The sequence below is a fragment of the Eubacterium sp. An3 genome (assembly GCF_002159465.1).
GTDB lineage: Bacteria > Bacillota > Clostridia > Lachnospirales > Lachnospiraceae > Anaerobutyricum > Anaerobutyricum stercoris.
Genome location: NZ_NFIR01000004.1, coordinates 45,807 through 71,587 on the forward strand (window position 1 = coordinate 45,807; position 25,781 = coordinate 71,587).

Annotated in this window: 20 protein-coding genes; 7 read left to right on the forward strand and 13 right to left on the reverse strand. The window is 47.7% G+C overall.

From position 1 onward, the window contains the following. Nucleotides 1-22 precede the first annotated feature (22 nt). Nucleotides 23-373: a hypothetical protein gene (locus tag B5F87_RS20935; protein WP_158096971.1), complete on the reverse strand. Its 351-nt coding sequence runs from the start codon at nt 371-373 to the stop codon at nt 23-25. 220 nt (nt 374-593) lie between these two features. Between B5F87_RS20935 and B5F87_RS05775 the strand changes: the two genes are divergently transcribed. From B5F87_RS05775 to B5F87_RS05785, 3 genes are all read left to right on the forward strand, one after another. Next, nucleotides 594-1,463, forward strand: coding sequence for a recombinase family protein (locus B5F87_RS05775; protein ID WP_087278141.1), 870 nt, complete (start codon nt 594-596; stop codon nt 1,461-1,463). 170 nt (nt 1,464-1,633) lie between these two features. Next, a complete protein-coding gene (locus tag B5F87_RS05780; RefSeq protein ID WP_087278144.1) occupies nt 1,634-2,158 on the forward strand; it encodes an ECF transporter S component in 525 nt (174 codons plus the stop codon). Then, nucleotides 2,130-2,642 (forward strand): manganese catalase family protein, encoded by a 513-nt coding sequence (locus tag B5F87_RS05785; protein WP_087278147.1) that lies wholly within the window; start codon nt 2,130-2,132, stop codon nt 2,640-2,642. Before B5F87_RS05780 ends, B5F87_RS05785 begins: the two co-directional genes overlap by 29 nt. Nucleotides 2,643-2,706: 64 nt before the next feature. On the opposite strand, the gene B5F87_RS05790 is transcribed toward B5F87_RS05785, so the two are convergent. Both B5F87_RS05790 and B5F87_RS05795 read right to left on the reverse strand, forming a co-directional pair. Continuing rightward, nucleotides 2,707-4,653, reverse strand: coding sequence for an FUSC family protein (locus tag B5F87_RS05790; RefSeq protein ID WP_087278151.1), 1,947 nt, complete (start codon nt 4,651-4,653; stop codon nt 2,707-2,709). 12 nt (nt 4,654-4,665) lie between these two features. Then, nucleotides 4,666-5,697 (reverse strand): D-2-hydroxyacid dehydrogenase, encoded by a 1,032-nt coding sequence (locus tag B5F87_RS05795; protein ID WP_087278154.1) that lies wholly within the window; start codon nt 5,695-5,697, stop codon nt 4,666-4,668. A 413-nt stretch (nt 5,698-6,110) separates the two neighbouring features. Here B5F87_RS05795 and B5F87_RS05800 point away from each other — a divergent pair, with 413 nt between their 5' ends. Then, on the forward strand, nt 6,111-7,649 hold the full coding sequence (locus B5F87_RS05800; protein WP_143405208.1) for a C39 family peptidase: 1,539 nt from the start codon (nt 6,111-6,113) through the stop codon (nt 7,647-7,649). Between the two features lie 161 nt (nt 7,650-7,810). Then, entirely contained in the window at nt 7,811-9,535 is a 1,725-nt protein-coding gene (locus B5F87_RS05805; protein ID WP_087278159.1) for a PEP/pyruvate-binding domain-containing protein, read from the forward strand. Here the strand turns inward: B5F87_RS05805 and B5F87_RS05810 are convergent. From B5F87_RS05810 to B5F87_RS05825, 4 genes are all read right to left on the reverse strand, one after another. Beyond that, nucleotides 9,484-9,840, reverse strand: a complete 357-nt coding sequence (locus B5F87_RS05810; RefSeq protein WP_087278162.1) for an arsenate reductase family protein — start codon at nt 9,838-9,840, stop codon at nt 9,484-9,486. The two genes, B5F87_RS05805 and B5F87_RS05810, sit on opposite strands and share 52 nt — an antisense overlap. A gap of 29 nt (nt 9,841-9,869) precedes the next feature. Further along, entirely contained in the window at nt 9,870-10,556 is a 687-nt protein-coding gene (ung, locus tag B5F87_RS05815) for a uracil-DNA glycosylase (protein WP_087278164.1), read from the reverse strand. A gap of 147 nt (nt 10,557-10,703) precedes the next feature. Beyond that, nucleotides 10,704-11,222: a EutP/PduV family microcompartment system protein gene (locus B5F87_RS05820; protein ID WP_087278166.1), complete on the reverse strand. Its 519-nt coding sequence runs from the start codon at nt 11,220-11,222 to the stop codon at nt 10,704-10,706. Between the two features lie 11 nt (nt 11,223-11,233). Then, nucleotides 11,234-11,617, reverse strand: coding sequence for a BMC domain-containing protein (locus B5F87_RS05825; protein WP_087278168.1), 384 nt, complete (start codon nt 11,615-11,617; stop codon nt 11,234-11,236). A 243-nt stretch (nt 11,618-11,860) separates the two neighbouring features. Here B5F87_RS05825 and metF point away from each other — a divergent pair, with 243 nt between their 5' ends. Further along, nucleotides 11,861-12,712, forward strand: coding sequence for a methylenetetrahydrofolate reductase [NAD(P)H] (gene metF, locus B5F87_RS05830; RefSeq protein ID WP_087278171.1), 852 nt, complete (start codon nt 11,861-11,863; stop codon nt 12,710-12,712). A 131-nt stretch (nt 12,713-12,843) separates the two neighbouring features. On the opposite strand, the gene thrS is transcribed toward metF, so the two are convergent. From thrS to B5F87_RS05850, 4 genes are all read right to left on the reverse strand, one after another. Further along, the gene (thrS, locus tag B5F87_RS05835; RefSeq protein WP_087278173.1) at nt 12,844-14,805 is read right to left on the reverse strand and encodes a threonine--tRNA ligase; all 1,962 of its coding nucleotides are present in this window, start codon (nt 14,803-14,805) and stop codon (nt 12,844-12,846) included. A 241-nt stretch (nt 14,806-15,046) separates the two neighbouring features. Beyond that, nucleotides 15,047-16,888, reverse strand: a complete 1,842-nt coding sequence (glmS, locus tag B5F87_RS05840) for a glutamine--fructose-6-phosphate transaminase (isomerizing) (RefSeq protein ID WP_087278176.1) — start codon at nt 16,886-16,888, stop codon at nt 15,047-15,049. Nucleotides 16,889-17,074: 186 nt separating this feature from the next. Beyond that, complete coding sequence (locus B5F87_RS05845; protein ID WP_087278178.1) at nt 17,075-18,220, reverse strand: mannitol-1-phosphate 5-dehydrogenase; 1,146 nt, start codon at nt 18,218-18,220, stop codon at nt 17,075-17,077. A 293-nt stretch (nt 18,221-18,513) separates the two neighbouring features. Next, on the reverse strand, nt 18,514-20,385 hold the full coding sequence (locus B5F87_RS05850) for a PTS mannitol transporter subunit IICBA (protein WP_087278180.1): 1,872 nt from the start codon (nt 20,383-20,385) through the stop codon (nt 18,514-18,516). A gap of 425 nt (nt 20,386-20,810) precedes the next feature. Here B5F87_RS05850 and B5F87_RS05855 point away from each other — a divergent pair, with 425 nt between their 5' ends. Beyond that, nucleotides 20,811-22,907 (forward strand): BglG family transcription antiterminator, encoded by a 2,097-nt coding sequence (locus tag B5F87_RS05855; protein WP_158096972.1) that lies wholly within the window; start codon nt 20,811-20,813, stop codon nt 22,905-22,907. 139 nt (nt 22,908-23,046) lie between these two features. Here the strand turns inward: B5F87_RS05855 and B5F87_RS05860 are convergent, their stop codons facing one another. Both B5F87_RS05860 and B5F87_RS05865 read right to left on the reverse strand, forming a co-directional pair. After that, nucleotides 23,047-23,310, reverse strand: coding sequence for an HPr family phosphocarrier protein (locus tag B5F87_RS05860; protein WP_087278185.1), 264 nt, complete (start codon nt 23,308-23,310; stop codon nt 23,047-23,049). A gap of 25 nt (nt 23,311-23,335) precedes the next feature. Then, on the reverse strand, nt 23,336-25,663 hold the full coding sequence (locus B5F87_RS05865) for an LTA synthase family protein (RefSeq protein WP_158096973.1): 2,328 nt from the start codon (nt 25,661-25,663) through the stop codon (nt 23,336-23,338). Nucleotides 25,664-25,781: the final 118 nt, after the last annotated feature.

Consider the following 25,781-nt stretch of genomic DNA (forward strand, 5'->3'; position numbering starts at 1 on the left):
CTGTTTTGGATACCAGCGCCCGTTATTTGCCGTAAGAATCGCTGTAGCTGTCGCCATGGCTGTAAGAATCGCCATAACTGTCTCCCTTGCCATAACCATCACTGTAAGAATCGCCGTCATGGCTGTAGCCGTCGCCGTAACTGTCGCCATAGCTGTCCTCTTTCTTGCCGTAGCCGTCGCTGTAGGAGTCGCCGTCATGGCTGTAGCCGTCTGCGTAGCTATCACCATAGCTGTCTTTCTTGCCGTAACCATCACTGTAGGAATCTCCGTGGCTGTAACCGTCCCCGTATCCTGTTGTTTCACTATATCCGTCACTATAGGAATCGCTGTAAGAATCCTTCTTAGCGTATCCTTCTGTTTCACCATAAACCATAGTTACATACCTCCTTTTTCTTTCTTATACAGCAATTTAAACATGATTTTCTGGGGTTGTCAATGGATTTCTGGCGATTTGGAAAACATTTTTGATAATGATTATCATTTTCATTTAGGGCACGATTATCCTTCAGTCCATCTCTTTTATGGAACTGCCAAAAACATAATTTCCTGCTTTTTTCATATTTTTTTATTAAATACATTTAACGGAGCCTTCTATGCAAAAAATCGCCGCCTACTGCCGGGTGTCCACCGACAAAGGAGAACAAGCCCAGTCGCTTGCCAGTCAGCAGCGCTATTTTGACAAGTATATCCGGCAGCACAGTGACTGGGAGCTTGTCAATGTATATTTTGACGAGGGCATCAGCGGCACCCAGACGAGAAAACGTGCCGGATTTAATCGTATGATCGACGACGCCATGGACGGGAAGATCGATTTAATTCTTACAAAAGAGGTGAGCCGTTTCGCCAGAAATACAGTGGACGCCCTGGCCTACACGCGGATGCTCCGGGAACGGCGCGTCGGCGTGATTTTTATTCTGGACAATATTGATACCAGAGACTGTGACGGTGAACTGCGGCTTACTCTCATGGCCAGTCTTGCTCAGGAGGAAAGCCGCAAAATATCCGAGCGGGTGAAATGGGGACAGCTGCGGAGAATGGAACAGGGCGTTGTCTTTGGGCGAGATCTTCTTGGCTACACCGTGCAGAACGGGCAGATTTTTATCAATGATGCCGAATCCCCCATCATCCGGCGGATCTTCCACAAATATACAGAAGAAGGAAAAAGCGCCCGCCGAATCGCGGCGGAACTGCTGGAAGAAGGCTTTACGCCTAAATACGCTGCCCGCTGGTCTCCCGGCGTCATTATAAAAATTCTGAGAAACGAAAAATATGTCGGCGACCTCTGCCAGAAAAAGACCATCACGCCGGACTACCTCACCCACCGCAAAGCTTCCAACCACGGCGAAGAAGAATTTATCTTTATAAAAAATCATCATCCGCCCATCATCGACCGGGAGCTGTGGGAACGAACACAGGCAGAGCTTGCCCGCCGCGCCCGTCGCCGCCCAGGTAAAACACAATGAACCGTATCCGGAATCTGATCTGTCACAACAATCTGACCTGTCCCAATCACCGCTTTTCCTCCATCGAATCAGCAATCTGACCTCTGCAATTAACACAAATTGGTTCTATATAGCATGCCAGTTTTATGTTATAGTGGCTGATATACAAAAAATAAAATGAGGTGACATCCATGAAACAAAAAGTAAATACCTTTTCTCTTTGCTGCGGCGCGCTGCTGACAGCCCTCGTCTGCATCATGACCATGGTCATTCAGATTCCGATTCCCCTTGGCTACGCCCACCTGGGCGATACTTTCATACTGCTGGGCGCGGCGTACTTCGGACGCCGGGAAGCCGTCTGGGCCAGCGGCCTCGGTTCTTCCCTGGCAGATTTTCTGACGGGCTTTACCCAGTGGGTGATTCCTACATTTTTTATCAAAGTAATTATCGTTCTGATCGCCGGCAGCCTGATGTTTGACAAAGAAGGTAACTTCCGCCTTTTCCACTGGCGGACTCTTCTGGCAGCTTCTTTAAGCATGACATGGATGGTCATCGGCTACACGGCCGTGGGCAGTATCCTCTACGGCAGTCCCGCCGCGGGACTCGCTTCCGCGCCCGGTCTGATTCTCGAAGGCGTCGTCAACATTGTCGCTTACTACGCCATCGCCGCCGCCCTGGAAAAAGTCCATGTGCGCCGGCTGCTCCACGCACAATAATGTCACCGATACAGGTACAGAAGAGTTAAACCACATCGAGATGATCTGCACCATCGTGCATCAGCTCACCCGGAATCTCACCGTGGAACAGATTAAGGAACAGGGCTTCGCCGACTACTATGTGGACCACACCACCGGCCTCTGGCCGCAGGCCGCCAGCGGCGTGCCGTTCTCCGCGGCTACTTTCCAGTCCACCGGCGACCCGATCGCAGACCTGATGGAAGACCTCGCTGCAGAACAAAAAGCCCGGATCACTTACGACAACATTCTCCGCCTTGTCAAAGACGACCCGGACGTCTACGATGCCATCAAATTTCTCCGCGCCAGAGAGATTGTGCATTTCCAGAGATTCGGCGAAGGACTCCGAATCGTGCAGGATCATCTGGACAGCCGGAACTTCTACGCCTTCAACCCGGCCTTCGATAAAGGCGGGAACAACGGCTGCGGCAATGGATGCGCCCGGAACGGGCGATGCCGGAGATAGCCTGGGCATTTTACAAACACCATCCCCCGCCTTCAATGGACGGGGGATGTTTGCATTTACAGTCTTATCCTTCATTGCCCGGAATACATTTCCGGTAACGTCCCAGCAGTTCCGCGTGCATCAGATATTTGTTAAACACATAGTTTACTTCCGGTTCCCGGTAATGAATCTGTCGGCGCAGGCCGATGATATCTCTGCTGTTCACCCTGGGATACAGGTCTTTTCGAATTCTGGTGATAAATGCCAGGGCGTCCTCTTTTTCTTCGGCGTACACAGCTCCGGTGCTTACCAGATAATGCATCTGTTCAAGTTCCGAGAACATATGCCACAGAGTCAGGAGCACCACACGCAGCCCTCTGCCGGAAGGAAGAGCAGGATTCTTCCGCAGGTATCCGGTACATTCCTCATAAACCATGTGAAAATAAGTGAGTATTTCTCCTGATACCGACAGATCAGGGGTTCTCTCCAGATTCTTGCCGATGATTTTCCAGTAAATACGGTTCAGACGAAGCAGCGCTTTTATATTATACCTGAACAGCGCCTCGCTCCGCACCGGGAAGAAGAAACGATTTACCACAAATACGATGACCACAGCTGCCATCAGGAACAGCAGCCGCAGGGTGATGGCGGTCGTCTCGTCCATGGTCATTCCCGCCAGCGTCAGGGCATAGCAGGTGGAAAAGATCGGATGATACCAGGTTCCCGGCGTAGCACAATACATAAGCGAAATCATCACCAGCGCGAAAGCAAGCTGACCAACGATTCCCGGGAGCAGCGGATGCACCAGAAATTCGATGCAGCATCCGATCATAGTTCCTACAGGTCTTGTTTTCATGCGGTAGCTGCTCTCCTCACAGCTTGGCTGGATGAGAAGAAATGCATTGAGCGGAATCCAGTATGAGTGGGTCACCGGCAGAATATAGCTGATGATGCAGCTTATGGTCATAACTGCGGACACCCGCATGGCTACCCGGGTTTCAAAGGACTCCAGCGAAAAACGTGTCGTTATCTGCTGCCGAATTTCTCTCCAGTTGATCCGGTGAATCCTGGAAAATCTCTCCGTCCGATCGCTCCGGGTTTTCAATATCAAAATAATCATATGAAGCATGCTCCGGCAGAAAATGCGGATTCTGCCCTCCGGAACCATCATACGGTCCAAATGCATCTGCGCCGTTTTAATCTGCTTCTCATAAGACGGCGCGTCAAGCTCCATGGCAGTCTCTTTTAAAAAAGTGGCGATCCGTCCCAGAAGAAGAATTCCCTCTTCATCCAGCTCATTTCTCCACTCGTCGTCGGTAATCAGATAGGAAAACCGCTGAATCAAAGTGTTGACCATATCATATATCTGATTTTCTTTTGTCCTGACCGAGAAAAAATTCTGATGATAGGATATCTGATTAAAGTCATGGAGTAAATTCCGAAAGCGGTGTTCCAGTTCTTTCTTTTTCTCCGGCTGAAAAATCAGAAACATCATTTCAGATATTTCACACAAAATATATTCCAGCGTCATATTCTGCGAACCACGCTTTGCAAAAAAACGGTAATATACTCCGATAAACACTGCCAGCAGCAATACGCAAAACCAGAATACAATGAGTTGCCGCCCAACTCCCTCCAGGTTATCCGGTGGAATCATTGACAGGAAAACAAAAATCATAGCAAAAGAAAAATATCCTTTAGGTTTGAACTGCGTACTCTGGGTAAATACCAGACAAAACGGCACAGTGATATTCAAAATGATACACAGCCAGATGTTCAAAGAACTTGCATATGCCAGCACCACCAGCAGACTTCCCACCAGAATCAGACGTATGTAGCGAATCAGAGTATTATCGTTCTTCTTATAGCGGGTTTTAAAAAACACAGTAAGAATCGAGACCATCATCACATAGTGAATACCAAAAAGAAGGTAGACGCTCAAAAATGCGGTCAGGAAAAAAAGTATCACCGGAAATGTCGCGCGCAGGGACTGCCAGAATGTTTTTCTCCATTGTGTTACCTGCTCTGCCATAATCCATCCTTTCTAACGCAGTCCGCCGGCAGACCGACTGCGTTTTTTGTCGGACTGCATTTCCTCTGTCTGCATATTTACCACATTTACCGCCTCTCCGGCAAGAAATGCCTGAAGATTAGCCACAGCCGTATCCATGAGCCGCTGCCTGCTTTCTCTGGATGCCCATGCAATGTGCGGCGTGATAAAACAGTTCTTCGCCATAAGCAGCGGATTATCTCCCCGGATTGGTTCCGCTGATACAACATCCACTCCGGCGGCATAGACTTTTCCTGTATTCAGCGCCTCCGCCAGATCATTCTCCCGCACGATCGGGCCTCTGGCAGTGTTGATAATGGTAACGCCGTTCTTCATTTTAGCGATATTTTCTTTACAGATCAGCCCCTCTGTTTCCGGAAACAACGGACAGTGAAGAGAAATGACGTCCGCTCTTGCAAACAGCTCCTCCAGCGTCACCATGACGGCGTCGCCCGTCGGTGCCATATTCCGGGTACTGCCCGGCCGGCGACAGGCGATCACATCCATCCCGAAGGCCCGGGCAAGTTTCGCCGTGGCCTGCCCAATACGCCCGTAACCGATGATTCCCATGGTCTTTCCGGCCAGCTCCATGAGCGGATAATCCCAGAAACAGAAATCCTCGGAACGCTGCCATCTTCCTTCACCGACCGCCCGGCTGTGATGGCCCACCTGATTGCAGATCTCCAGCAGCAGCGCCATCACATGCTGCGCCACCGCCGCCGTGCCGTAGGCAGGGATGTTGGTCACCGGTATTCCCTTTTCGGCGGCCGCGTTCACATCCACCACATTGTAGCCCGTGGCCAGCACGCCGATATAGCGAAGCTTTGGCGCCCGCTCGATAACCTCTCTGCCAATCAGCGTTTTGTTGGTGCAGATGATCTCCGCATCGCCGATGCGCCGCAGAATCTCTTCCACATCTTCCCGCGGCGTGCGGTCATAGACCGTAAGCTCACCCAGCTTCTCAAAACCTTCCCAGGACAAATCTCCCGGATTCTCTGCGTAACCATCCAAAATTATTATTTTCATATTCACTTCTCCTCTTCATCTTCTAAATCTATATCCGTTCTTTTCTTTATATTTGTCAGTTATTTTTCTTTTATCTTAGCACTCATCGGCTTTTTTCTCCACCCCAATCTTACCATCTGCCATACAGCATTTTCCCTCTTATTCTGTGCACACAATCTTTTTGCTTTTCTCTCTCCTCTCCAAAATGTAATGCTTTGAAATATGTTTTTTAATACACATTCATGGTTGTTTTTGGAAATATTTTCTATAATTCAGGGTTTTTATTCATCATTTTGTAAAAATTCACAAATATTTCACCGGAACACGCTCACATTTTTTTATTTTTATGGTATAATATAAACTCCTTCCAGGGAGTTTTAAATGAAGCGTTATTGATAAACCATTACATTTGTACAGGAAAGAAGGAATCGCACTTGCACTTTTTAAAACATTTTACGATGTGGGGGCTTTGCGCTGTCATGCTCGGAACACAGCCGGCCTTGATTTACGCGGCGGATACTTCTGTTCAAAATACAGATACATATTCCACCTCTGCATCTGACACAGAAGAACAGACTGAAGGAGACTCTTCCGAAGACAATTCTTCTACAGAATCCACAGATTCTACAGAAGATTCCTCTGAAAGCAGTTCTGACAGCAGCGAAGAAACTTCCTCCTCGTCCGAGACAGAGGATACCACTGGAAGTTCCTCTTCTGAAGACTCTGACACCACTGGCAAAACAGAGGATACTGAAAGCTCAGAAGATACAGAGGCGCCGGCCTCCGAAGAGACTTCCGAGACATCCACGGAAAGCAAAAAGAACAAGGATATTTCTCAACACGAGGAATCCTCCACAGAGGACTCTTCTTCCACTTCTTCCGCCAAAAAGAACCGGAAAAAATCCGAAAAAAAGGCATCAACCGATATTGAGGAAGAAAAAGAACTGAAAAAACTTGACGGCACTATCATCGACGAGGAAGATTCCGCGGAAAAAGACGAAGATCCTTCCGCCATCATCCCGAAGATCTACGGCAGCTCCCAGATTGTCACCAGAGACGATGCGGAATACATGGGAGATTTCGTTTATTTTAATCAGACCGACAGCGTGTGGAACCAGAACGGTTACCAGATTGCTTCTGCCGGCTGCGGTCCGACTTCCATGGCTGTGGTCATCTCCTCTCTCACCAAACAGTGGGTGACGCCTGTGGACGCAACGGTCTGGGCTTATGAGCACGGCTACTATTCTTCTGCCGGCTCCGCACACGCCCTGATTCCAGCCATGTCCGAAGCTTACGGCCTGAACTGCGAAGGCGTCGGCACAGACTACGCTTCCATCAAAAAGGCACTCAAAAAGGGCAAACCAGTTGTCGCTCTGATGGGACCGGGATACTTCACCAGGCGGGGACATTTCATGGTGCTCATCGACATTGACGAGAACGACAATGTCACAGTGGCAGACGTGGGCAGCCGCACACGTTCCGCTTACAAATACGCCCTCTCCGACATTATCAGCCAGTCCAAGAGCGCCAGCGCCGGCGGTCCGTTCTGGGTGATCTCCAAGCCAAAGAAGAAGAAAAAGGCCAAAGAAACCGTTACTTTCACCTCCCCGCAGAATGAGTACGTCATTCACTTTGAAGAGAATGGGGAAGAAAAAACCATCACCTTCCATCTGGGAGACAAGGTTTCCTACAACGGCGCTTACGGTCTCATCGTCAAGTTCGAAAACAGAAAAGCATACATCACCGGCGAAAACGGTCAGCCTCTGACCATGCCGGACGGCAGCGAAGCCATCCCTCTGTCAGAGCTCCGGATCATGAAGGAGGCTTCTCCGACAGTCCATGGGGCAATGGCGGCAATCATGGAGAACGAGACCGAGGTCGAAAAGGCTGGAAATGAAACTGCGACGGGGAATTCTTCAAAGGGTACAGCGGGCAATCAATCTGTGTCGGACAACAATACTTCATTACAGTGAGAACACTGCATCTACCAGGCTCTTGCGCTCCTATAGCAGATATGCTATGATAAATACAGTATTAAAACAGGACAAAGAAGTTTTGTGACTTCTTTGTCCTGTTTTTTATTGCCCGGGGTATTTTCAGCGAAGAAACAGAAGAGCAGATTATTGACAGCACCATGACCAAGGACAAACGCCTGAAAAATCTGGTGCGCCGGTATTTTACTCCCGACGACTACTTTCTGCTCCGCAGCAGAATGATCGGCAGCGGCGCCATCGGCGGGAAAGCCTGCGGTATGGTACTTGCCCGGAAGATCTGCGAAACAGAGATTCCTGAATTTACGAAACATAGCGAGCCCCATGATTCTTTTTATATTGGTTCTGATGTGTTCTATACCTATATTGTTTCCAATGACTGCTGGCGGCTTCGTATCCGCCAACGAACGAAAGAAGGCTATTTCAGCGCCGCCGGAGAACTGCGGGAACATCTGCTCACCGGGCAGTTTCCCTCCAACATCCGGGAACAGTTTCTGAATATGCTGGAATATTACGGTCAAAGTCCGATCATCGTCCGCTCTTCCAGTTTTCTGGAGGATGGATTTGGCAACGCCTTCGCCGGAAAATATGAATCTGTTTTCTGCGTCAACCAGGGAAATCCCCAGGAACGGCTGGAAAAGTTTGAACAAGCAGTGCGGCAGGTTTACGCCAGCACCATGGATTACTCCGCCCTGGAATATCGCTACCAGCGGGGGCTGGCCGACAGGGACGAGCAGATGGCAATCCTGGTACAGAGAGTTTCCGGTTCCGGCTTCGGCGATTATTTCATGCCCGGCGCCGCCGGCGTCGGCTACAGTCACAGCACCTACAAATGGATGCCGGATATGGATTCCTCTGCCGGCATGCTCCGAATTGTCATGGGACTCGGTACCAAAGCCGTGGACAGAACCTCCGAGGACTATCCACGCCTGTCCAATCTGGACCGCCCGACCGCGACCATTTACAACAGCTCCACAGAGCAGAGGCATAAGTATTCTCAGCGCAATATCGATGTGCTGGACTGCACACAAAATACAGCCCGGGAGCTACCGTTAATCCAGCTTCTGCCGGTACTGCCCTTCTGGTATAAAAAACTTCTCCTGGAACACGACCGGGACGCGGAAATGCTCCTGCAGCAGCGAGGCATTTACCGTGACGTGTGGTTTGTCAGCTGTCAGGGTTTGCTTGCAAACTCTGCTTTTACCGGACTCATGCAGCGTATCCTGCACACTCTTGAAAATGTATACAATAATTCGGTGGACATTGAATACACCGTAAACATGGATGAAACCGGAGACTGTGTGGTCAATCTCCTCCAGTGCCGCCCTCTTTATAGCAGCCAAAAGGAACAGCAGGTCAATCCTTCAAAAATAAAATGGAAAAATATTTTCTTTGATATCACAGACTCTTCCATGGATGCGTCCGTCCGTCGGCCGGTAGATGTGGTGATTCAGGTGGATCCGGTTCTCTATTACAGTCACCCGTATAATAAAAAATATGATGTGGTATCCGCCATTCACAAGATTAACCTCCATTACCGGAAACATGACGGAAATATCCTGCTTCTGTCGCCGGGGCGTATCGGCACCTCCTCGCCGGAACTGGGCGTACCGGTGGCTTTCGGAGACATTTCCAACTTTTCCATCATCTGCGAAGTGGCAGACAACCGGACTGGCTATATGCCGGAGTTGAGTTATGGCAGCCACATGTTCCAGGATCTTGTGATAGTACAGACGATGCCGTCGAGATGGAACGGACATTTTGCCATACTCTCAGAGATGCAGTCAGACAGAGATTGGCGGTATGCTATCCCAATTTACCCCAACCTCTCCTCATACTCTTTCTCTTTAAATCCCACCAAAACATAATCTTCTGCCACGATCAGCGGACGTTTCACCAGCATGCCATTGGTGGCAAGGAGCGCATACTGCTCTTCTTCACTCATGTCTGGCAGCTGATCTTTGATGTTGTTTTGCCGGTAAATCTGTCCGCTGGTATTGAAGAAACGTTTCAGTGGAAGGCCGCTGCGCTCATGCCAGAGTTTCAGTTCTTCGGCTGTCGGGTTGTCTTCCACGATATGGCGGTCAACAAAGTCCACACCATGATCTTCCAGCCATTTTTTTGCTTTTTTACAGGTACTGCATTTTGGATATTCAATAAATAAAACGCTCATAGTTTTTCCTTTCTCTTGATATTTTCCTACTATCGCCCTTGATGTACGTTTTCTATCTGCCAGTCGATAGGCTCCAGCTGGTGGAATTTTAGAAATTCATTGGCCTGACTGAAGTGACGGCAGCCGAAGAAGCCGCGGTAGGCGGAAAGCGGGCTTGGATGTGGGGCCTCCAGTATCAAATGCTTTGGATTATTCAACATGGCCTTCTTGTTCTGGGCAGGACGTCCCCACAGCATGAACACGATCGGGCGATCCTGCTCGTTTAAAACACGAATGGCCGCGTCCGTAAATTCTTCCCAGCCGATACCTCTGTGGGAATTGGCCTGATGGGCGCGGACAGTGAGAACCGTATTGAGCATCAGCACTCCCTGTCTGGCCCATTTGACCAGATAACCGTTATCCGGGATATAGCAGCCCAGGTCATCGTGAAGTTCCTGATAAATGTTTACCAGAGACGGCGGAATCTCCACGTCCGGTTTCACGGAAAAGCAAAGTCCGTGGGCCTGTCCGTTGTTATGATACGGGTCCTGCCCTAAAATAACAACTTTTACCTCCTTTAAAGGCGTCAGATGAAATGCATTAAAAATATCATCGGCCGGTGGAAATATCTCTCTTTCACGATACTCCTGGTTGATTTTATTGTACAGCTCCCTGTAATATGGTTTCCGGTACTCTTTTTTGAGAGCTTCCGCCCAGTCATTGCTGATTGCTGCCATCGCTTATTCCTCTCTTTCATATTAATCCCAACAAAAAACTGCTATAATATATGCAATATTATAGCAGTCTTTTAATGTATTGACCAGTATTCCTTTATATGATCGAAAAGTCCTTCCGTATAAAGCCAAAATCTTCAGGGCTCTTTCTCATATTCTCAAGGTGTGTTTTTCACTTTCACCTGGCCCAAATCCAAGTTTATCGTATTCTGCCTTGGCAACTTCCCACGGAAGTATGTCAACCGGCTGTTTGAGATATTCTAATATATCTGCAATACCTTCTCCAGTGTACGCACTTGTAAAAAATATCTTTTTGCATCCGGCTAGCCGCAGCCACTCGGCAGCCTGTTCGGGATCGGCTGCCCAATGGTCAATCTTGGTAACAACACCAACCACCTCGCGGTTGCTGACAGAAACAACATTTGGCGGATATAATGAAAACGGTTCTATGGCGCTCATCAACAGACCGATAATGTCTGCCTCACAGCCATAGATCGCCAGTGCGGCAGACAGTTCCTTTGTCTCCGCATATTCACCCGGTGTATCAATGATCACATCAAAATGATTGACATACTGGGTCTTATGGTATGTGATTTTCTCACCTTTCATCGCCTGCATGATCGTAGTCTTTCCAGATTCACTGCGACCCACAAACATAATTTTACGCATTAAGCCTCACCTTACTTCTTCGTAACCGGGCAGGTAGCATATCCCAAATCGTTCTGGAAATAATGAATCACGGCCTGTACGGCAGATTCTACAGCAGAAATACGTCCTGTCAAAATCAAAGTGCCGCTGAAACGGTCAACGAATCCCAGATATACGTCGCCGCTCTTAATCGCAATATCTGCTCCGATTACGGCAGATTCACTCGGAGTTACCGTGATAATTCCGATGGCTGAGCGCTCAAAATCGATATCCGGATTCAAACCAAGCTTCCGGTAAACAATTGGTTTCGGACTTGTTACAACGTGAGCGAGTGTAATCTGTCTTCCAGGTACAGTCTCCTGAATAATTCGAAGTCTTCCTTCCGCGTCTTTTGGCAATAAATCTTTAATATCCATCTTTTCCGCTCCTTCACTCTATACTTGTAATGTCAAATTCGCACACCTGCCTCACTAAGACAGGGCAGCGCACTACTTTCAAAATTATAATAAGATTATAACACAATCTATTTCTTTATTCTATAAAAAAATTGGACATTTCCTGCCTTTCCTTGGTTCTTTCTTGATATATTTTACAAAAAAGAGTACACTATTAACAAGAAAAAACAGCAACCTGCAATATTAGAACAGGAGACAGACATCATGAAACTTTCCTCTATTTTTAAATCTGATTCCCGCATATCCTTTGAGGTTTTTCCTCCGAAGAAATGGGAAGGATTCCCGAATCTTTATGAAACGCTGAACGCACTGAAAGAGCTGAATCCATCTTTCATAAGCTGTACATATGGCGCCGGCGGCAGCAACAGCAAAAAAACAGCAGAGATTGTATCCTACATTCAAAACAAGCTGGGAATCGAGGGCATCGCTCATCTTACATGCGCGGCACTGACCGAAGACAGCTTTTTATCCACCATACGTACATTTCAGCAGATGGGTATCCACAATGTACTGGCTCTCCGTGGGGATAAACCGGCAGATATGACAGAAGATTCTTTTCGTTCACGGACTTACAAGCACCCATCCGATCTGATACCGGCTTTGAAAGACGCCGGATTTACCGTGGCGGCAGCTTGTTATCCGGAGAAACATTTCGAAGCGGCGACCATGGAAGAAGATTTACATTACCTGAAATATAAAGTGGAACAGGGAGCAGATTTTCTCATCAGTCAGCTTTTCTTTGACAATGATATTTTTTATCGTTTTCTGGACATGTGCAGAAAAATGGAAATCTATGTTCCTGTTGAAGCAGGCATCATGCCTATTACCAGTGCAAAAATGATCGGCACCACCATCAATCTCTCCGGCGCCAGCATACCAAAAGCCATGGCTGACCTGCTGGCACGATTCCAGGATTCTCCGGAAGATATGAGAAAGGCCGGTATTGATTATGCTGTCCGGCAGATTCAGGATCTGCAGGCTCACGGAGTGGACAGCGTCCACATTTACACCATGAATCATGCCGACACAGCGCGGGATATCTGCAAAGCGCTGTAAGCTTCGCCCCTGCTTCTCGGCGCCATACGTCACATATTTCCTGTGAAATAACAAACAGCAGGCATCTGCAAAACAATTCATTTTGCGATGCCTGCTGTTTTTCTCTCAGCTGACAAATACCCGGGATCTGTTTATTTTTCCTCTGTCACTTCTTCTTTCCGAATCTCCTTGGTGCGAATCTCCTCACAGATGGCTGTAATAAATTCAGACAACGGCATCTGTCCTTCATCGCCGGCAAAACGGCTTCTCACGGAGACAGATCCTTCTTCCTGCTCCTTCGCTCCCACCACCAGCATATATGGCAGTTTGGCAAGACGAGCTTCGCGAATCTTGTAACCGATCTTCTCGGAACGGTTGTCCACGGTACTTAAGATACCATTTCTCTTTAATACACGGTTGACTTCTTCTGCGTAGTCGGCGTATTTCTCAGAAATCGGCAGCACGCGCACCTGCTCCGGGCAGAGCCAGGTCGGGAATTTGCCGGCATATTTCTCGATGAGCCATGCCAGTGTTCTCTCATAGCATCCCATGGAAGTTCTGTGAATAACATACGGGCGCTGTTTGTCGCCGTTCTGGTCGATGTAATACATATCGAAGTTCTCGGCGATAGCGCAGTCCAGCTGAATGGTGATCATAGTGTCTTCCTTACCGTATACGTTCCTGGCCTGAATATCAATTTTCGGACCGTAGAAAGCAGCTTCACCTTCTGCCTCTACAAAAGGCACGCCGGATTCCACCAGAATATGGCGAATCTGATCCTGTGCGCTCTCCCAGTATTCATCGTCTCCGAGATATTTCTCTTTGTTGTTCGGATCCCATTTGGACAGGCGATAGGTTACGTCGTCCTGCACTCCGAGAACAGTCAGACAATACTGTGCCAGTTTTAGACAGTTCTTCAGCTCTTCATTGGCCTGATCCGGACGTACGATCAGATGCCCTTCGGAGATGGTGAACTGACGTACACGGGTCAGACCGTGCATCTCACCGGAGTCCTCGTTACGGAACAGAGTGGATGTCTCACTCATGCGGTATGGCAGATCACGGTAAGATTTCTGTGTGTTTTTGTAGCAGTAATACTGGAACGGGCATGTCATCGGACGCAGTGCCAGTACCTCTTTATCCTTCTCCTCGTCTCCAAGGACAAACATACCTTCTTTATAATGATCCCAGTGTCCGGAAATCTTATAGAGATCACTCTTTGCCATCAGGGGAGTCTTAGTGCGGACATAGCCCCACTCATTATCCTCCAGATCCTCGATCCATCTCTGAAGAGTCTGGATAATCTTCGCGCCCTTCGGCAAAAGCAGCGGCAGTCCCTGTCCTACCACATCCACGGTGGTAAACAACTCCATCTCCCGTCCAAGACGATTGTGATCGCGCAGCTTGATCTCCTCTAAATATTTCAGACGTTCTTCCAGATCCGCCTTCTTTGTGTAGGCAGTTCCGTAAATACGGGTCAGCATTTTATTTTTCTCATCGCCTCTCCAGTAAGCACCTGAGGATGAAGTAAGCTTAAATGCTTTGATATTTTTCAGGTTCATCAGATGCGGGCCTGCACAGAGGTCAGTGAAATCTCCCTGGCGGTAGAAGCTGATGACAGCGTCTTCCGGCAGATCTTCGATGAGCTCCACTTTATAAGGTTCATCCTTTTCTTTCATAAATGCGATGGCTTCCTCTCTCGGCAGCTCAAAACGCTCGATGGAAGGATTTTCCTTGATAACCTTCTTCATTTCTTTTTCGATAGCATCCAGATCTTCCCGGGAGAGCGGAGCCATATCAAAATCATAGTAGAAACCTTCCTCGATGGCCGGGCCGATCGCAAGCTTTGCTTCCGGATAGAGACGCTTCACCGCCTGCGCCAGCACATGGGAAGCGGTGTGGCGGAACGCCAGCTTTCCTTTATCGTCCTGGAAAGTTAAAATATTCAGATCACAGTCTTCGTCAATGACTGTGCGCAGATCAACGGTCTCGCCGTTTACTTCTCCTGCACAGGCGTTTCTCGCCAGACCTTCACTGATATCTTTTGCAATGTCCAGAACGGACATCGGCTGTCCATACTCTTTCTCAGAACCGTCTTTTAATCGAATAATCATTGCTTTCTCCTTCTATTATATAAATACATTTGAAACAATTTTTTGCTAAAGCCTATTTTATCAAATAAACGTCCTGCGTTCAACCGGATTTTTCACCAAAACTTTCCCTGTACATGCGCATTCCGCCGGGAGGGCTTTTTATTTCATAAAAATTTTAACGGAATTTTCCAAGAAAAAATGCTGTCCTCCGCCGGACAGCATTTTTCCACTTATATTATTTTCTGCGATTCTTTGGCTGTTCTTATTCCACAGTAACACTCTTGGCAAGATTTCTTGGTTTATCCACATCAAGACCTCTGGCAACACTCACATAATAACCCATGAGCTGCAGCGGCACGATGGCCACGCTGGTAGTAAAATGCGGGTCGGTCTTTGGTATGTAAACCACAAAATCCACCATATCTTCCAAATAGTAATTTCCGTTCTCCGTTACCCCCATCAGATAGGCGCCGCGGCTTTTTACTTCCTGCATGTTGCTGAGCGTTTTTTCGCACAGGTTACTCTGTGTGAGTAGCCCGACTACCAGTGTTCCGTCCTCGATCAGGCTGATGGTACCGTGCTTGAGTTCGCCCGCAGCATAGGCTTCGGAGTGTACATAACTGATCTCTTTCATTTTCAGACTGCCTTCCTGGCAGATGGCGTAGTCTAGTCCGCGCCCAATAAAGAAAATATCCTTTGCTGACGCGAACTTGTTGGCAAACCACTGAATTCTCTCTTTATCAGATAATACATTTGCTATCTTTTCCGGAAGCTGCACCAGTTCATTCATCATACTGTCAAAGGTGATACTGTCCATTTCATCTCTCACTTTTGCCATATACATGGACAGCAGATACATACAGATCAACTGAGTGCTGTACGCCTTGGTAGTGGCCACAGCAATTTCCGGTCCCGCAAGAGTGTACATAACATAATCCGCTTCCCTCGCTATGCTGGAACCTACCACATTGACAATACTTAATGTCTTAATTCCTCTCTCTCTGGTCAGGCGAAGAGCTGCCAGACTGTCAGCCGTCTCGCCTGACTGAGAAATAATGACAACCAAGGTGTCCTCCGTCAGCTTCGGATTACGATACCGGAACTCCGACGCCAGATCTACCTCCACCAGAACATCAGTCAGATCCTCCAGAATATATTTTGCCGCCATGCCCACATGGTAGGCCGATCCGCAGGCCACGATAAAGATTCTGCGAAATTCTCTGAACTGCTCATCGGTGATTCCCAGCGCACTCAAATCAATATCCCCGTCTTTGACATAAGCGCCTATGGTATCTTTCACCGCTTTCGGCTGTTCATGAATCTCCTTCATCATGAAATGCTCAAATCCGCCTTTTTCCGCTGCTTCCGCATCCCATTTGATGGTGACCATTTCTTTCTGAATCTCATCTCTGTCAATGGTGTAGAACCGGATGCCCTCGCCGCTGAGTTCCGCCATCTCCATGTTATCCAGATAATAAACGTTTCTTGTATAAGAAAGAATTGCCGGCACGTCGGAAGCAATAAATGCACCTTCTTCATTTTGCCCGATGATCAACGGACTGTCCTTTCTCGCTGCGTAGATCACGCCCGGACGGTCCATAAACATGATTCCCAGTGCATAGGAGCCCCGAACTCTTAAAAGCGCGCTTGACATGCTTTTAAGAGGATCATGCTCTGTCTCCGTGTAATAATAATCGATCAGTTTTGTTACGACTTCCGTATCCGTTTCAGAGTAAAAAGTATAGCCCTTCTGAAGTAAATGTTCTTTTAATTCCTGATAATTCTCTATAATACCGTTGTGAACAACGACGACCATCCTGTCATCACTGCAGTGCGGATGCGCATTTGCCTTGGACGGCACGCCATGAGTTGCCCAACGGGTGTGGCCGATGCCGCACCCCCCTGGCATGCCCTTTCCCCCGTCGGTTTTCTCCACCAGGTTCTTCAGTCTGCCCTTCGTCTTCACAATTTCAATTCCGTTTGTCTGTTCGTTAAAGGTTGCCATGCCAGCCGAATCATATCCCCTGTATTCAAGCTTCGACAAACCGTTCAGTATAATCGGCGCTGCTGCTTCTTTTCCTGTATATCCAACAATTCCACACATAGCAATGTCTCCTTTTCTTAAATAATGTCACATAATATTGTGTTCCGGCACTGTCCGGACACAGATCCATATCTTCCCGCCCGGACTTTACATTTGTTGAGTGTAGCATGATGGATTAAAAAAGGCAAGAATGAAACCAGCGTCGATTTTCTGTCATTTTCGATTTTCTTTTATTTTAAAGAAAATCTATGCGTTTAATTTATTATATTCATCTACGATAGCATCCAGAAGTTTCTCATCCGTAAGTCCTGTCACTTCTGCCGCTGCTTCCCGCACGCCTTTAGCTGCGATCTTCTCCTGCAGTTCCACACTCTGTTTGTCATCCGGATTGTTGTAATGCAGCGCTGCTCCCACTCCAACCAGCAGATGATCCACAGGCAGCCCATATCCGTAAGCTGTGGTCAGCGGGCTGATCAGACGGTCTGTCGGGCTTAATTTACGCAGAGGCTCACGTCCCACGCGGGTAACATCATCCTGCAGGTATGGATTTTTGAAACGTCCGATGATCTTCTTGATATAAGCCGCATGTTTCTCAGGATCAAATCCATGTTTCTTGATGAGACCGTCTCCACTCTCTTTCATAGCTGCGGAAACAATACCATAAATCTTCTCGTCAGCGATAGCCGCGTCGATAGTCGGGAATCCCCACAGAGTTCCGAGGTAAGCAGTGATGCAGTGTCCGGTATTTAAAGTAAACAGTTTACGTTCGATGTATGCCATCAGGTTGTCCACAAGAGTCATCCCTTTAATCTCCGGAATATCACCTTTGAAACCGGAACGTTCCACATCCCACTCGTAATATGTCTCTACCACAACATCGATAAAATTGTCGCTTTTTACAGGAGGTACGATTCTGTCAACGGCACAGTCCGGGAATCCGACATATTCGTCAGCAAATGCTTTTCCGGCGTCGCTTAAGTTCTCATATACCGCTTTCTTAAGCTGGGATGTTCCACGAATGGCATTTTCGCATGCAATAATATTCATTGGCTCTTTTACGCCCTCTGCCATACGTTTTTCAATAGCCTGCGCGATTGTCGGCGCAATACGCGGAAGGATTACAAGACCTACGGCTGTCGTTACAAGATCAGCGCCCGCAATCTCATCAACCGCCTCCGGTTTAGTGGAATTTACGCCGCTGATATTTTCAATTTTCTGATCTTCGCACTCCACATCCATCACATGAACTGTGTAAGTTTTGTCCTCATTGATTTTGTCAATAATAGCGTCAACTACATCGGCAAATACTACGTGATAACCAGACTGGCTGAGCAGCGCTCCGATAAATCCACGTCCGATGTTACCTGCTCCAAACTGAACTGCTTTTTTCATGATATATCTCCTCTTTTCCTGAAAAAATCAATTTCTCTCCGTCAGAAAGACGGGAGATGTTTCCTGGCTGCCAGACAATCATTCTGTCTGTATAATCTGAAAAGAAGGAGATGTACAAAAAAGAACCTCCGGTTTCTCCGGTCATTCTTCACTGCAACATCCCCTCCTTCTCCATTACTATGAGTACAAGCCGGCCGGTTTTTCCGTCCGGCAGTGCTTACGTCGTCCCGCCGGATATCCTCCGGCGGAACATTTTTCAAAAGAATACACTACAAAATATTTTAATTATCGGTTTAACCAAAAGTTTTCATGATCGTATCAACGTCTGCTTCTTTTTTGAGTTTTTCCAGCAATTCCTCATCTTCCAGACTTTCTACGATTCTTCCAAGTATCTCCAGATGCTCATCACCGACGCCGGCGATACCGATTACCAGGTAAGCTTTCTCATCGCCGAAATCAACGCCATCCGGATACTGCATAACTACGATACCAGATTTCTTTACAGTTCCCTTCGCAGTGGATGTGCCATGCGGGATGGCAACGCCCATGCCCATATATGTAGATACAAGCTTTTCTCTCTCAAGCATTGCGTCAATATAGTTTTCATTTACAAATCCCAGTTTGTTCAAAAGCTCGCCGGCTGCACGGATAGCTTCTTCTTTGCTCACGCTCGGAAGTCCTGTGCGGATTCCTTCTTTCATGAGTACCGCTTTACCGGAAGACTTCTTTGGTTCTTCTGCTGTCACCGCAGTTTCTGCCGCTGCAGCAGCTCCCCCGTTCGCTCTTTCTTCCAGCTCTGCATACAGAGCGTCAAGGTTTGGATCCTGCAGGAAGTTACCCAGGGTAACAAGTCTTGCCTGCGGCGCGCTCTTTGCGGCTCTGTCCTGTAAAATGTACTGGCATACCACCACGTCCGCGTCTCCAGGGACGTTATCTACGGATGTATTGGTTACGGTAATTCCAAGATTCAGCGGTTTGATCCGGTTTCTGAATTTGGTCGCGCCCATGGCGGAAGATCCCATACCTGCATCGCAGGCGAAAATGATCTTCTGGATGGCATCCGTTGCAACCTCCGCGCCGGTACGTGCAGGGGCTGCGCCTTTGGACTCCGCCTTCATGCTGTCTTTCTGTGCCTGTGCGTCTTCAAGACTCCTGGCTCCTGCCATTCTGATGATCGGTGAAGATACCAGGAAGGATACTGCCGCAGCAATGGCAACACCAATTACAGAAATCAGGATGGAATCTCTCGGCGACATGGCAAGGAACGCGATGATGGAACCTGGCGCTGCCGGTCCTACCAGACCTGCGTCCATAATACTGAAGAAGAAGATGGCACAGATGTTACCAAGGATAGGTCCGATGATAACAAATGGGTTCATCAATATGTACGGGAAATAAATCTCGTGAATACCACCCAGGAACTGGATAATGATCGCGCCCGGAGCGGAATCCTTTGTCGCACGGTCTTTGGAGAATACCCAGTACGCCAGAAGAAGTCCGAAACCAGGACCAGGATTTGTCTCCAGCATGTACATGATGGATTTTCCTGCTTCTGCCGCCTGTGTAATACCAATTGGTGTGAAGATTCCCTGATTGATGGCGTTGTTCAGGAACAATACCTTCGCCGGCTCGATGAAGATGGCTGCCAGCGGAAGGAGTCCGTTGTTAATAAGAATCTCAACGCCGCCCCGCAGGATAACGAGAATCGCACTCATCAGAGGTCCGATGGCGTAAAATCCGATGATCGCCAGGATCATACCGAAGATACCAACGGAGAAGTTGTTGATCAGCATCTCAAAACCAGCAGGCATTCTTCCGTCCATTGCCTGGTCAAACTTCTTGATGACGAAACCTGCCAGAGGACCCATTACCATGGAACCCATAAGCATAGGATAATCAGGAGCTCCGACGATCACGCCGACAGTAGCGATGGCGCCCATAACGGCTCCTCTGTCTCCTCCTACCAGTCTTCCGCCCTGCACACCAATGAGGATTGGAAGCAGATAATTAAGCATTGGTCCGTTCAGGGAAGCCAGCTTTTCATTTGGAAGCCAGCCTGCTTCGATGAACAAAGCAGTGATAAAGCCCCATGCGATAAATGCGCCGATGTTTGGCATTACCATCGCGGAAAGGAACTTTCCAAAACGTTGTACTGCATTTTTCATGTTACATTTCTCCTCTCTTAAAACTTATATACTTTGAGCTTCCCGGATCATCCGTCCGTCCCCGCCTCTTTCAGAACCTTCCTCCTCATAAGCGTTCTTCTTTGTCCGGTCCCGGTCTGCTCTCTGTTTTTGATAATTCTATTCTATAAGACTTTCTTTCAATTTACAAATCAATGATATTACAACTTTGTCACCAATCATTTATGCCAAAACCTTTCATTATTAACAAATTAACTAATATCAGTCTTCACTTTTTGTGCAATATCACCAGTGCATTTTATTTTTTGCCGTTTGTCAATCTAAAAAAAGTCCTGTATAATATATGCATATATATTCGTGATACCCACTTGCATTTTACATACGCATCACCGAATCGTCACATACTCTGTACATTTCCTGTAAAAATACAAATAAAGGAGAATACTATGCAGCTTACTCAACGTGCAGAAAATATCATAAAAATTCTCGCCCGTTTTCCACAGGACAATCCTGTCACCATCGGCATTATTTCAGAAGAACTGGGCATCAGCAACCGTTCCATACAGCGCGAGCTGCCCACGGTGGAAAAATGGCTGGGAGCGCAGGGATACCGTTTTGTGCGCAAACGAAGTGTGGGACTGATTCTGGATGAACCGGAAGAACGAAGGGCAGAACTGATCGCTCTTCTGAATGAAAATAATAATCAGCATCAGTCCGGAGAAAATCGAAAAGAACGTCAGACGCTGTTATGCAGAGATCTGCTTTTCTCAGATGAACCGCTGAAATCTTTTTATTTCACAGATAAGTTCGGCATCTCCGAGGGTACTCTCGCATCCACTCTCAATCAGCTGATTCCATGGTTTGAAAAATATCACCTCCGGCTGGTCAGAAGACAGGGGCTCGGAATCTTCATTGAAGGCTCCGAAATTGCCAGACGACAGGCCATCACTTCCTGGCTGTGTCAGCAGATCAATGAAAATCAGGCTCTCGGTCAGCTGCGTAAAAATGATCTCTCCATGAATGACACCCTGTTTGGGAGTGAACTTCCGACAGAGATCGTACTTCAGGTAAATCATATTCTGACAGAGTGCGAGGAGCAGTTAAATCTTCACCTTTCCGATAATGGATATCTGCACCTTCTGGTCTATATCTCTCTGTCTATCCACCGGATGCAGCAAAATCATTTTATCGCAGAAGGGGCGCAGTCCTTTTCTGAACTTTCCATCCAGCCGGAATATGCGGTTTCCGAATATATCATGAGGCAAATCCGACAGCTTTTTCATCTGTCCATTTCCGTGGACGAAACGCTTTATCTGGCTGCTTATCTGTCCGGACAGCGCATCTGGCCTTCCGGACAGCAGGATCTGACAGAAATCCGGAATCTGGACGTACACCAGATTACTCTCATGATTATCAAAAAGGTCAGTGAGATACTGCACATAAATTTCATGAACGACGAACGGCTTGTGAGGGAGCTGAGCGCCCACATTCAGCCGACAATAGCCCGGCTGCGGGCAGGAATCCCTATTGAGAATCCTCTGCTGGGAGATTTTCAGGAGAATTATCCGGACATCTATCACGCCTGCGAGGAAGGAATGTCTCTGCTTTGTCCGATGCTCGGCATCCGCGCTGTCCCTGGCAGCGAAACGGGTTTCATCACCATTTATTTTGTGATGGCGAAAGAACGAATTGAAAAGCTCGGTCAGCAGATTTCAGTCATCCTGGTCTGTCCCACCGGTATCGGCAGCTCACGGCTTCTGGCTTCCAGCCTGAAAAAAGAATATCCGGATCTGGCGGTGAGGGGTATTACCTCCGCCTTTGAGATTGACTGTGACAAACTGCGGGCTGAGGGGATCGATCTGATCATCTCTACTGTAAAACTTCATATTTCCTATCGATATCTGCATGTAAACCCGATATTGACCAGACAGGATAAAATGCTGCTGGACTCCAAAATAAAGGTGTTACAGCAGCAAAAAGCGCAGCAGGAGACGCCTGACGCCTTTATTCCGGAATCTCCAATCCATAAGGAAGATGTGGAATACATTTCCGCTCTGGGCACAGAGATTTATCAGCTTCTTGACAACATACGTATCGGGCAGGCCCCGGTCCTTCAAAACCGTGATGAAGTCATCTCCTACGCATCCGCTCTTTTCGCAGACACACCGGAGATGGAAAAACACCTGTACCAGGTACTCAAAGCCAGAGACGATCTGGCCAACACTTACATCAAACCATTTCACGCGCTTTTACTGCACGGACGCAGCCCGCAGGTCACACGTTCCTGTTTTGGCTATATCCGTCTGGAACCGCCTATTTACGAAAATACCCGGATGATTCTCGGTGCCATCGTCTCCCTGATTCCTTCCGGCGACAGCAGCCAGACAGCCGCTCCGGTAGCCAGCGAGATCATCGGCGCACTTCTGGAGGAACCGGATTTGTTAAAATCCCTGCAGCGCATGGACGATGACACTTTCGGAAAACTTCTGGAAGTTGTTCTGCTCCGTTTTTACCGGAACACGGTGCAGAGTCGCCTGCAGTAAGTTTTCAGAAATTTTATACATACTAAAAGAACCGGGGGCAGCCGCAATCATGCGGCTGCCCCCGGTTTGGGAATACAACTCTATAAAATTACACTTAATAACGATTTTATTCTTCGGTTTCACCGTTTTATCATTCGTTTTATTCTCCCAGTCCGCTCTCCACAGCCTGAACCAGCGCCGAAAGCGCCTTTTCTTCATCCGCCCCGATACACTGCACCGTAATTTCCATACCGCACACAATAGAAGCATCCATCAGCGCCAGAACATTTTTGGCATCCACCTTCCGCGTACCCGCCATGACATAAATCTCCGACTCAAATTGTTTTGCTTCCCGGACAAGAACTGCCGCCGGCCTGGCATGCAAGCCTGTAGGATTAATAACTGTTACCTTCTGTGATACCATTTTACCCTCCCCCTATACGAACCGGTCACCCGGCACTTTGATTCTGCAGATAGAAAAACGACGTCTGCTGCTCTTCTTTTCCAAATAAATTATTGTATTCCAGCAGATTATACTGATGGATCAAATCATAATATGGAGAACTCTCATCCTCAATCTCGTAGAACTTTCCGTCGTCTCCCCAATATCCAATGGCGTTAATACATGGAATCTTCTCCCGAAGATCTGTCAAAAATTCCATATATCCTGTCTTCTCAATTCCTGCCACATCGGCAAGATAAGTACTCAGATAATTATTGCTGGTGCGTTCAATGGTCTGTTCCTCTATATCATAGTTGGCCCAGATCAGGAAAGGCACCTTATACAGCTGTTCCAGATCTTCTCCTTCCAGATCTTCCACACTCTGTCCCAGCAGCGCATCGTAAAAATCATCTTCCAGATCCGGCTGATGGTCTCCGAAAAATACAATGACTGTCGGTTCGTCTACTTCTTTAAAATAATTGATCAGGCGTTTTAACGCTTTGTCTGACATTTTAACCATATTCAGATATTGTTCCGCTTTGGAATATCCTGCCAGATTGCCTTCCAAGCGGACGGAATCACCGGTCTCCAGAAGACTTCCATCATAGCTTCCGTGATTCTGCATAGTTACATTAAACAGATAAAACGGCGAATCTGTATTCTGTGATTCTTCATAGAGACTAATGATCTTATCATAGTCTTCCTGATCTGTGATGTGATAATTAACCGTATCTGTGAACACGGAAAAATCATCCGATGTATAGAAACGGTCAAATCCCATCAGCGGATATATCTTATACCGGCTGTATCCGGTCTGATAGTACGGATGCAAAGCGTACAGAGGACCATATCCCTGGTCTCCGAGCGTATGGGTGAGACCCGCCGTCTTGCTTCTCAGGAATAACTGATACGGTACGGAGTTGTCCGGCAGAAAAGCCATACTGTTGCCTGTGAGGAACTCAAACTCCGAGTTAGCTGTATTTCCTCCAAATACGGAAGAATAGGTGTAGCCTTTGATGGTATTTTCTTTTAGTTTGCGGAAAAACGGCATGTAATCTTTGGTGGTTTCCATATCTCCCACCGCCTTTAAGTCCGAAAAAGACTCATTCATGATCACGATAATATTCGGTTTCTGCGACGGATTATTTTTCTTCTTTCCATCCGCATCGCCGGATGCGCCGTCCGCTTTCTGCTCTTCGGCCTCAGCCTCCGTGGAATCTTCGGTTGCTGCCTCAGCCGTGCTGCCTGACACATCGGCGCCCTCGCTGTTCGCGGTATCTCCACCCGCTGCGTCTGTGCTGTTCTTATCCTTTATCTCCGCCGCGTTTACCTCGGCGCTGTCCAGCCGTTTTATGGTGTCCAGTTTATTTACTGTGCTGTCGGAAGATACATCAGCTGTACCGCCGGAGCTTTCCTCAGCTGTCACATAATCATCGGTGATCTCCTGCACTGCATCCACCGAATATCCCTCCGGTTCTGTCACATGCAGATACCCGAAGGTACGGATGGTCGTCAGCAGAGTCCCATAATAGCGGTATTTATACTGCGGACGGTACACGCGGAAATCCACGCCGATATTTTCCAGATAATCGCTGAACACATATACCTGACAAAATCCCATAAACAGGAAGACATACGCCGCAGCAAATGCGGTTCTCGCCTTCCAGCGGAACAGCTTAAACTTCTTCAGCTTAAACAACAGCGCGACGAGCACCAGCGCCAGCATGAAAAACTCTGCCGTATCCACATCAATCTCAACCTGATATGTATTTGCCACGGAAAGCGCCGTGAGGAATGAATAGATATCTGAAGCAATAAAGGACATGCTCCGGAATACCGTTAGCTCATAGTTGAGGATTCCAAAAAATGCCGTTGCAACAATCATGGCGACGGAAGCTCCCCGGACGCTGTTGAAAATCAGCAGCAGAAACAGATAGATCACATAATAGATAACCAGATCCAGCACCAGATAAAGAGCCGGTATCTGGCTCAGCGGTCCCCAGAACTGCATATGGTTGTAATATTCCAGCCATAAAAACGCAGCCAACGGCGTCAGCGCCGCCACGGCCCAGCTGATACGTTTATTCAGCTTATCGCTCAAATGTACTTCTTTAACTGTAAGGAATACGAGAATAATCCATAATCCCCCGCAGATCGTAATGGAATCTGCGTAAAATCTTTTGAAAAAGTTAGAGGCTGTTCCATCATAGTACAGGTGCGGCTGCATAAGAAAGGCTGCCACGAGCAGTACTTCCAGAAAAACCAGAAACTTCTTTCCGGACTTTCCCTTGAAAAACTTCCGTATTCCCAATGTTTTTCTTTTTCCTTTGCTCATAAACCTCCACTCCATCTTGATTTACCTTATTTTTACAAATCTTTTTTAATATAACACATTTCTTTACAAAGTCAATAAACATATTCTGACGAAATTCTTGCGGGCAAACCGCAGTTTT

Bases quoted from the DNA above. Each gene is read 5' to 3' on its own strand.
- B5F87_RS05865 (WP_158096973.1), bottom strand. From the start codon at position 25,663: ATGAGCAAAGGAAAAAGAAAAACATTGGGAATACGGAAGTTTTTCAAG.
- thrS (WP_087278173.1), bottom strand. From the start codon at position 14,805: ATGATTATTCGATTAAAAGACGGTTCTGAGAAAGAGTATGGACAGCCG.
- B5F87_RS05775 (WP_087278141.1), top strand. From the start codon at position 594: ATGCAAAAAATCGCCGCCTACTGCCGGGTGTCCACCGACAAAGGAGAA.
- B5F87_RS05785 (WP_087278147.1), top strand. From the start codon at position 2,130: ATGTGCGCCGGCTGCTCCACGCACAATAATGTCACCGATACAGGTACA.
- B5F87_RS05805 (WP_087278159.1), top strand. From the start codon at position 7,811: ATGACCAAGGACAAACGCCTGAAAAATCTGGTGCGCCGGTATTTTACT.
- B5F87_RS05845 (WP_087278178.1), bottom strand. From the start codon at position 18,220: ATGAAAAAAGCAGTTCAGTTTGGAGCAGGTAACATCGGACGTGGATTT.
- B5F87_RS05820 (WP_087278166.1), bottom strand. From the start codon at position 11,222: ATGCGTAAAATTATGTTTGTGGGTCGCAGTGAATCTGGAAAGACTACG.
- B5F87_RS05855 (WP_158096972.1), top strand. From the start codon at position 20,811: ATGCAGCTTACTCAACGTGCAGAAAATATCATAAAAATTCTCGCCCGT.
- B5F87_RS05790 (WP_087278151.1), bottom strand. From the start codon at position 4,653: ATGGCAGAGCAGGTAACACAATGGAGAAAAACATTCTGGCAGTCCCTG.
- B5F87_RS05810 (WP_087278162.1), bottom strand. From the start codon at position 9,840: ATGAGCGTTTTATTTATTGAATATCCAAAATGCAGTACCTGTAAAAAA.
- B5F87_RS05780 (WP_087278144.1), top strand. From the start codon at position 1,634: ATGAAACAAAAAGTAAATACCTTTTCTCTTTGCTGCGGCGCGCTGCTG.
- B5F87_RS05825 (WP_087278168.1), bottom strand. From the start codon at position 11,617: ATGGATATTAAAGATTTATTGCCAAAAGACGCGGAAGGAAGACTTCGA.
- B5F87_RS05850 (WP_087278180.1), bottom strand. From the start codon at position 20,385: ATGAAAAATGCAGTACAACGTTTTGGAAAGTTCCTTTCCGCGATGGTA.
- B5F87_RS05860 (WP_087278185.1), bottom strand. From the start codon at position 23,310: ATGGTATCACAGAAGGTAACAGTTATTAATCCTACAGGCTTGCATGCC.
- metF (WP_087278171.1), top strand. From the start codon at position 11,861: ATGAAACTTTCCTCTATTTTTAAATCTGATTCCCGCATATCCTTTGAG.
- B5F87_RS20935 (WP_158096971.1), bottom strand. From the start codon at position 373: ATGGTTTATGGTGAAACAGAAGGATACGCTAAGAAGGATTCTTACAGC.
- ung (WP_087278164.1), bottom strand. From the start codon at position 10,556: ATGGCAGCAATCAGCAATGACTGGGCGGAAGCTCTCAAAAAAGAGTAC.
- glmS (WP_087278176.1), bottom strand. From the start codon at position 16,888: ATGTGTGGAATTGTTGGATATACAGGAAAAGAAGCAGCAGCGCCGATT.
- B5F87_RS05795 (WP_087278154.1), bottom strand. From the start codon at position 5,697: ATGAAAATAATAATTTTGGATGGTTACGCAGAGAATCCGGGAGATTTG.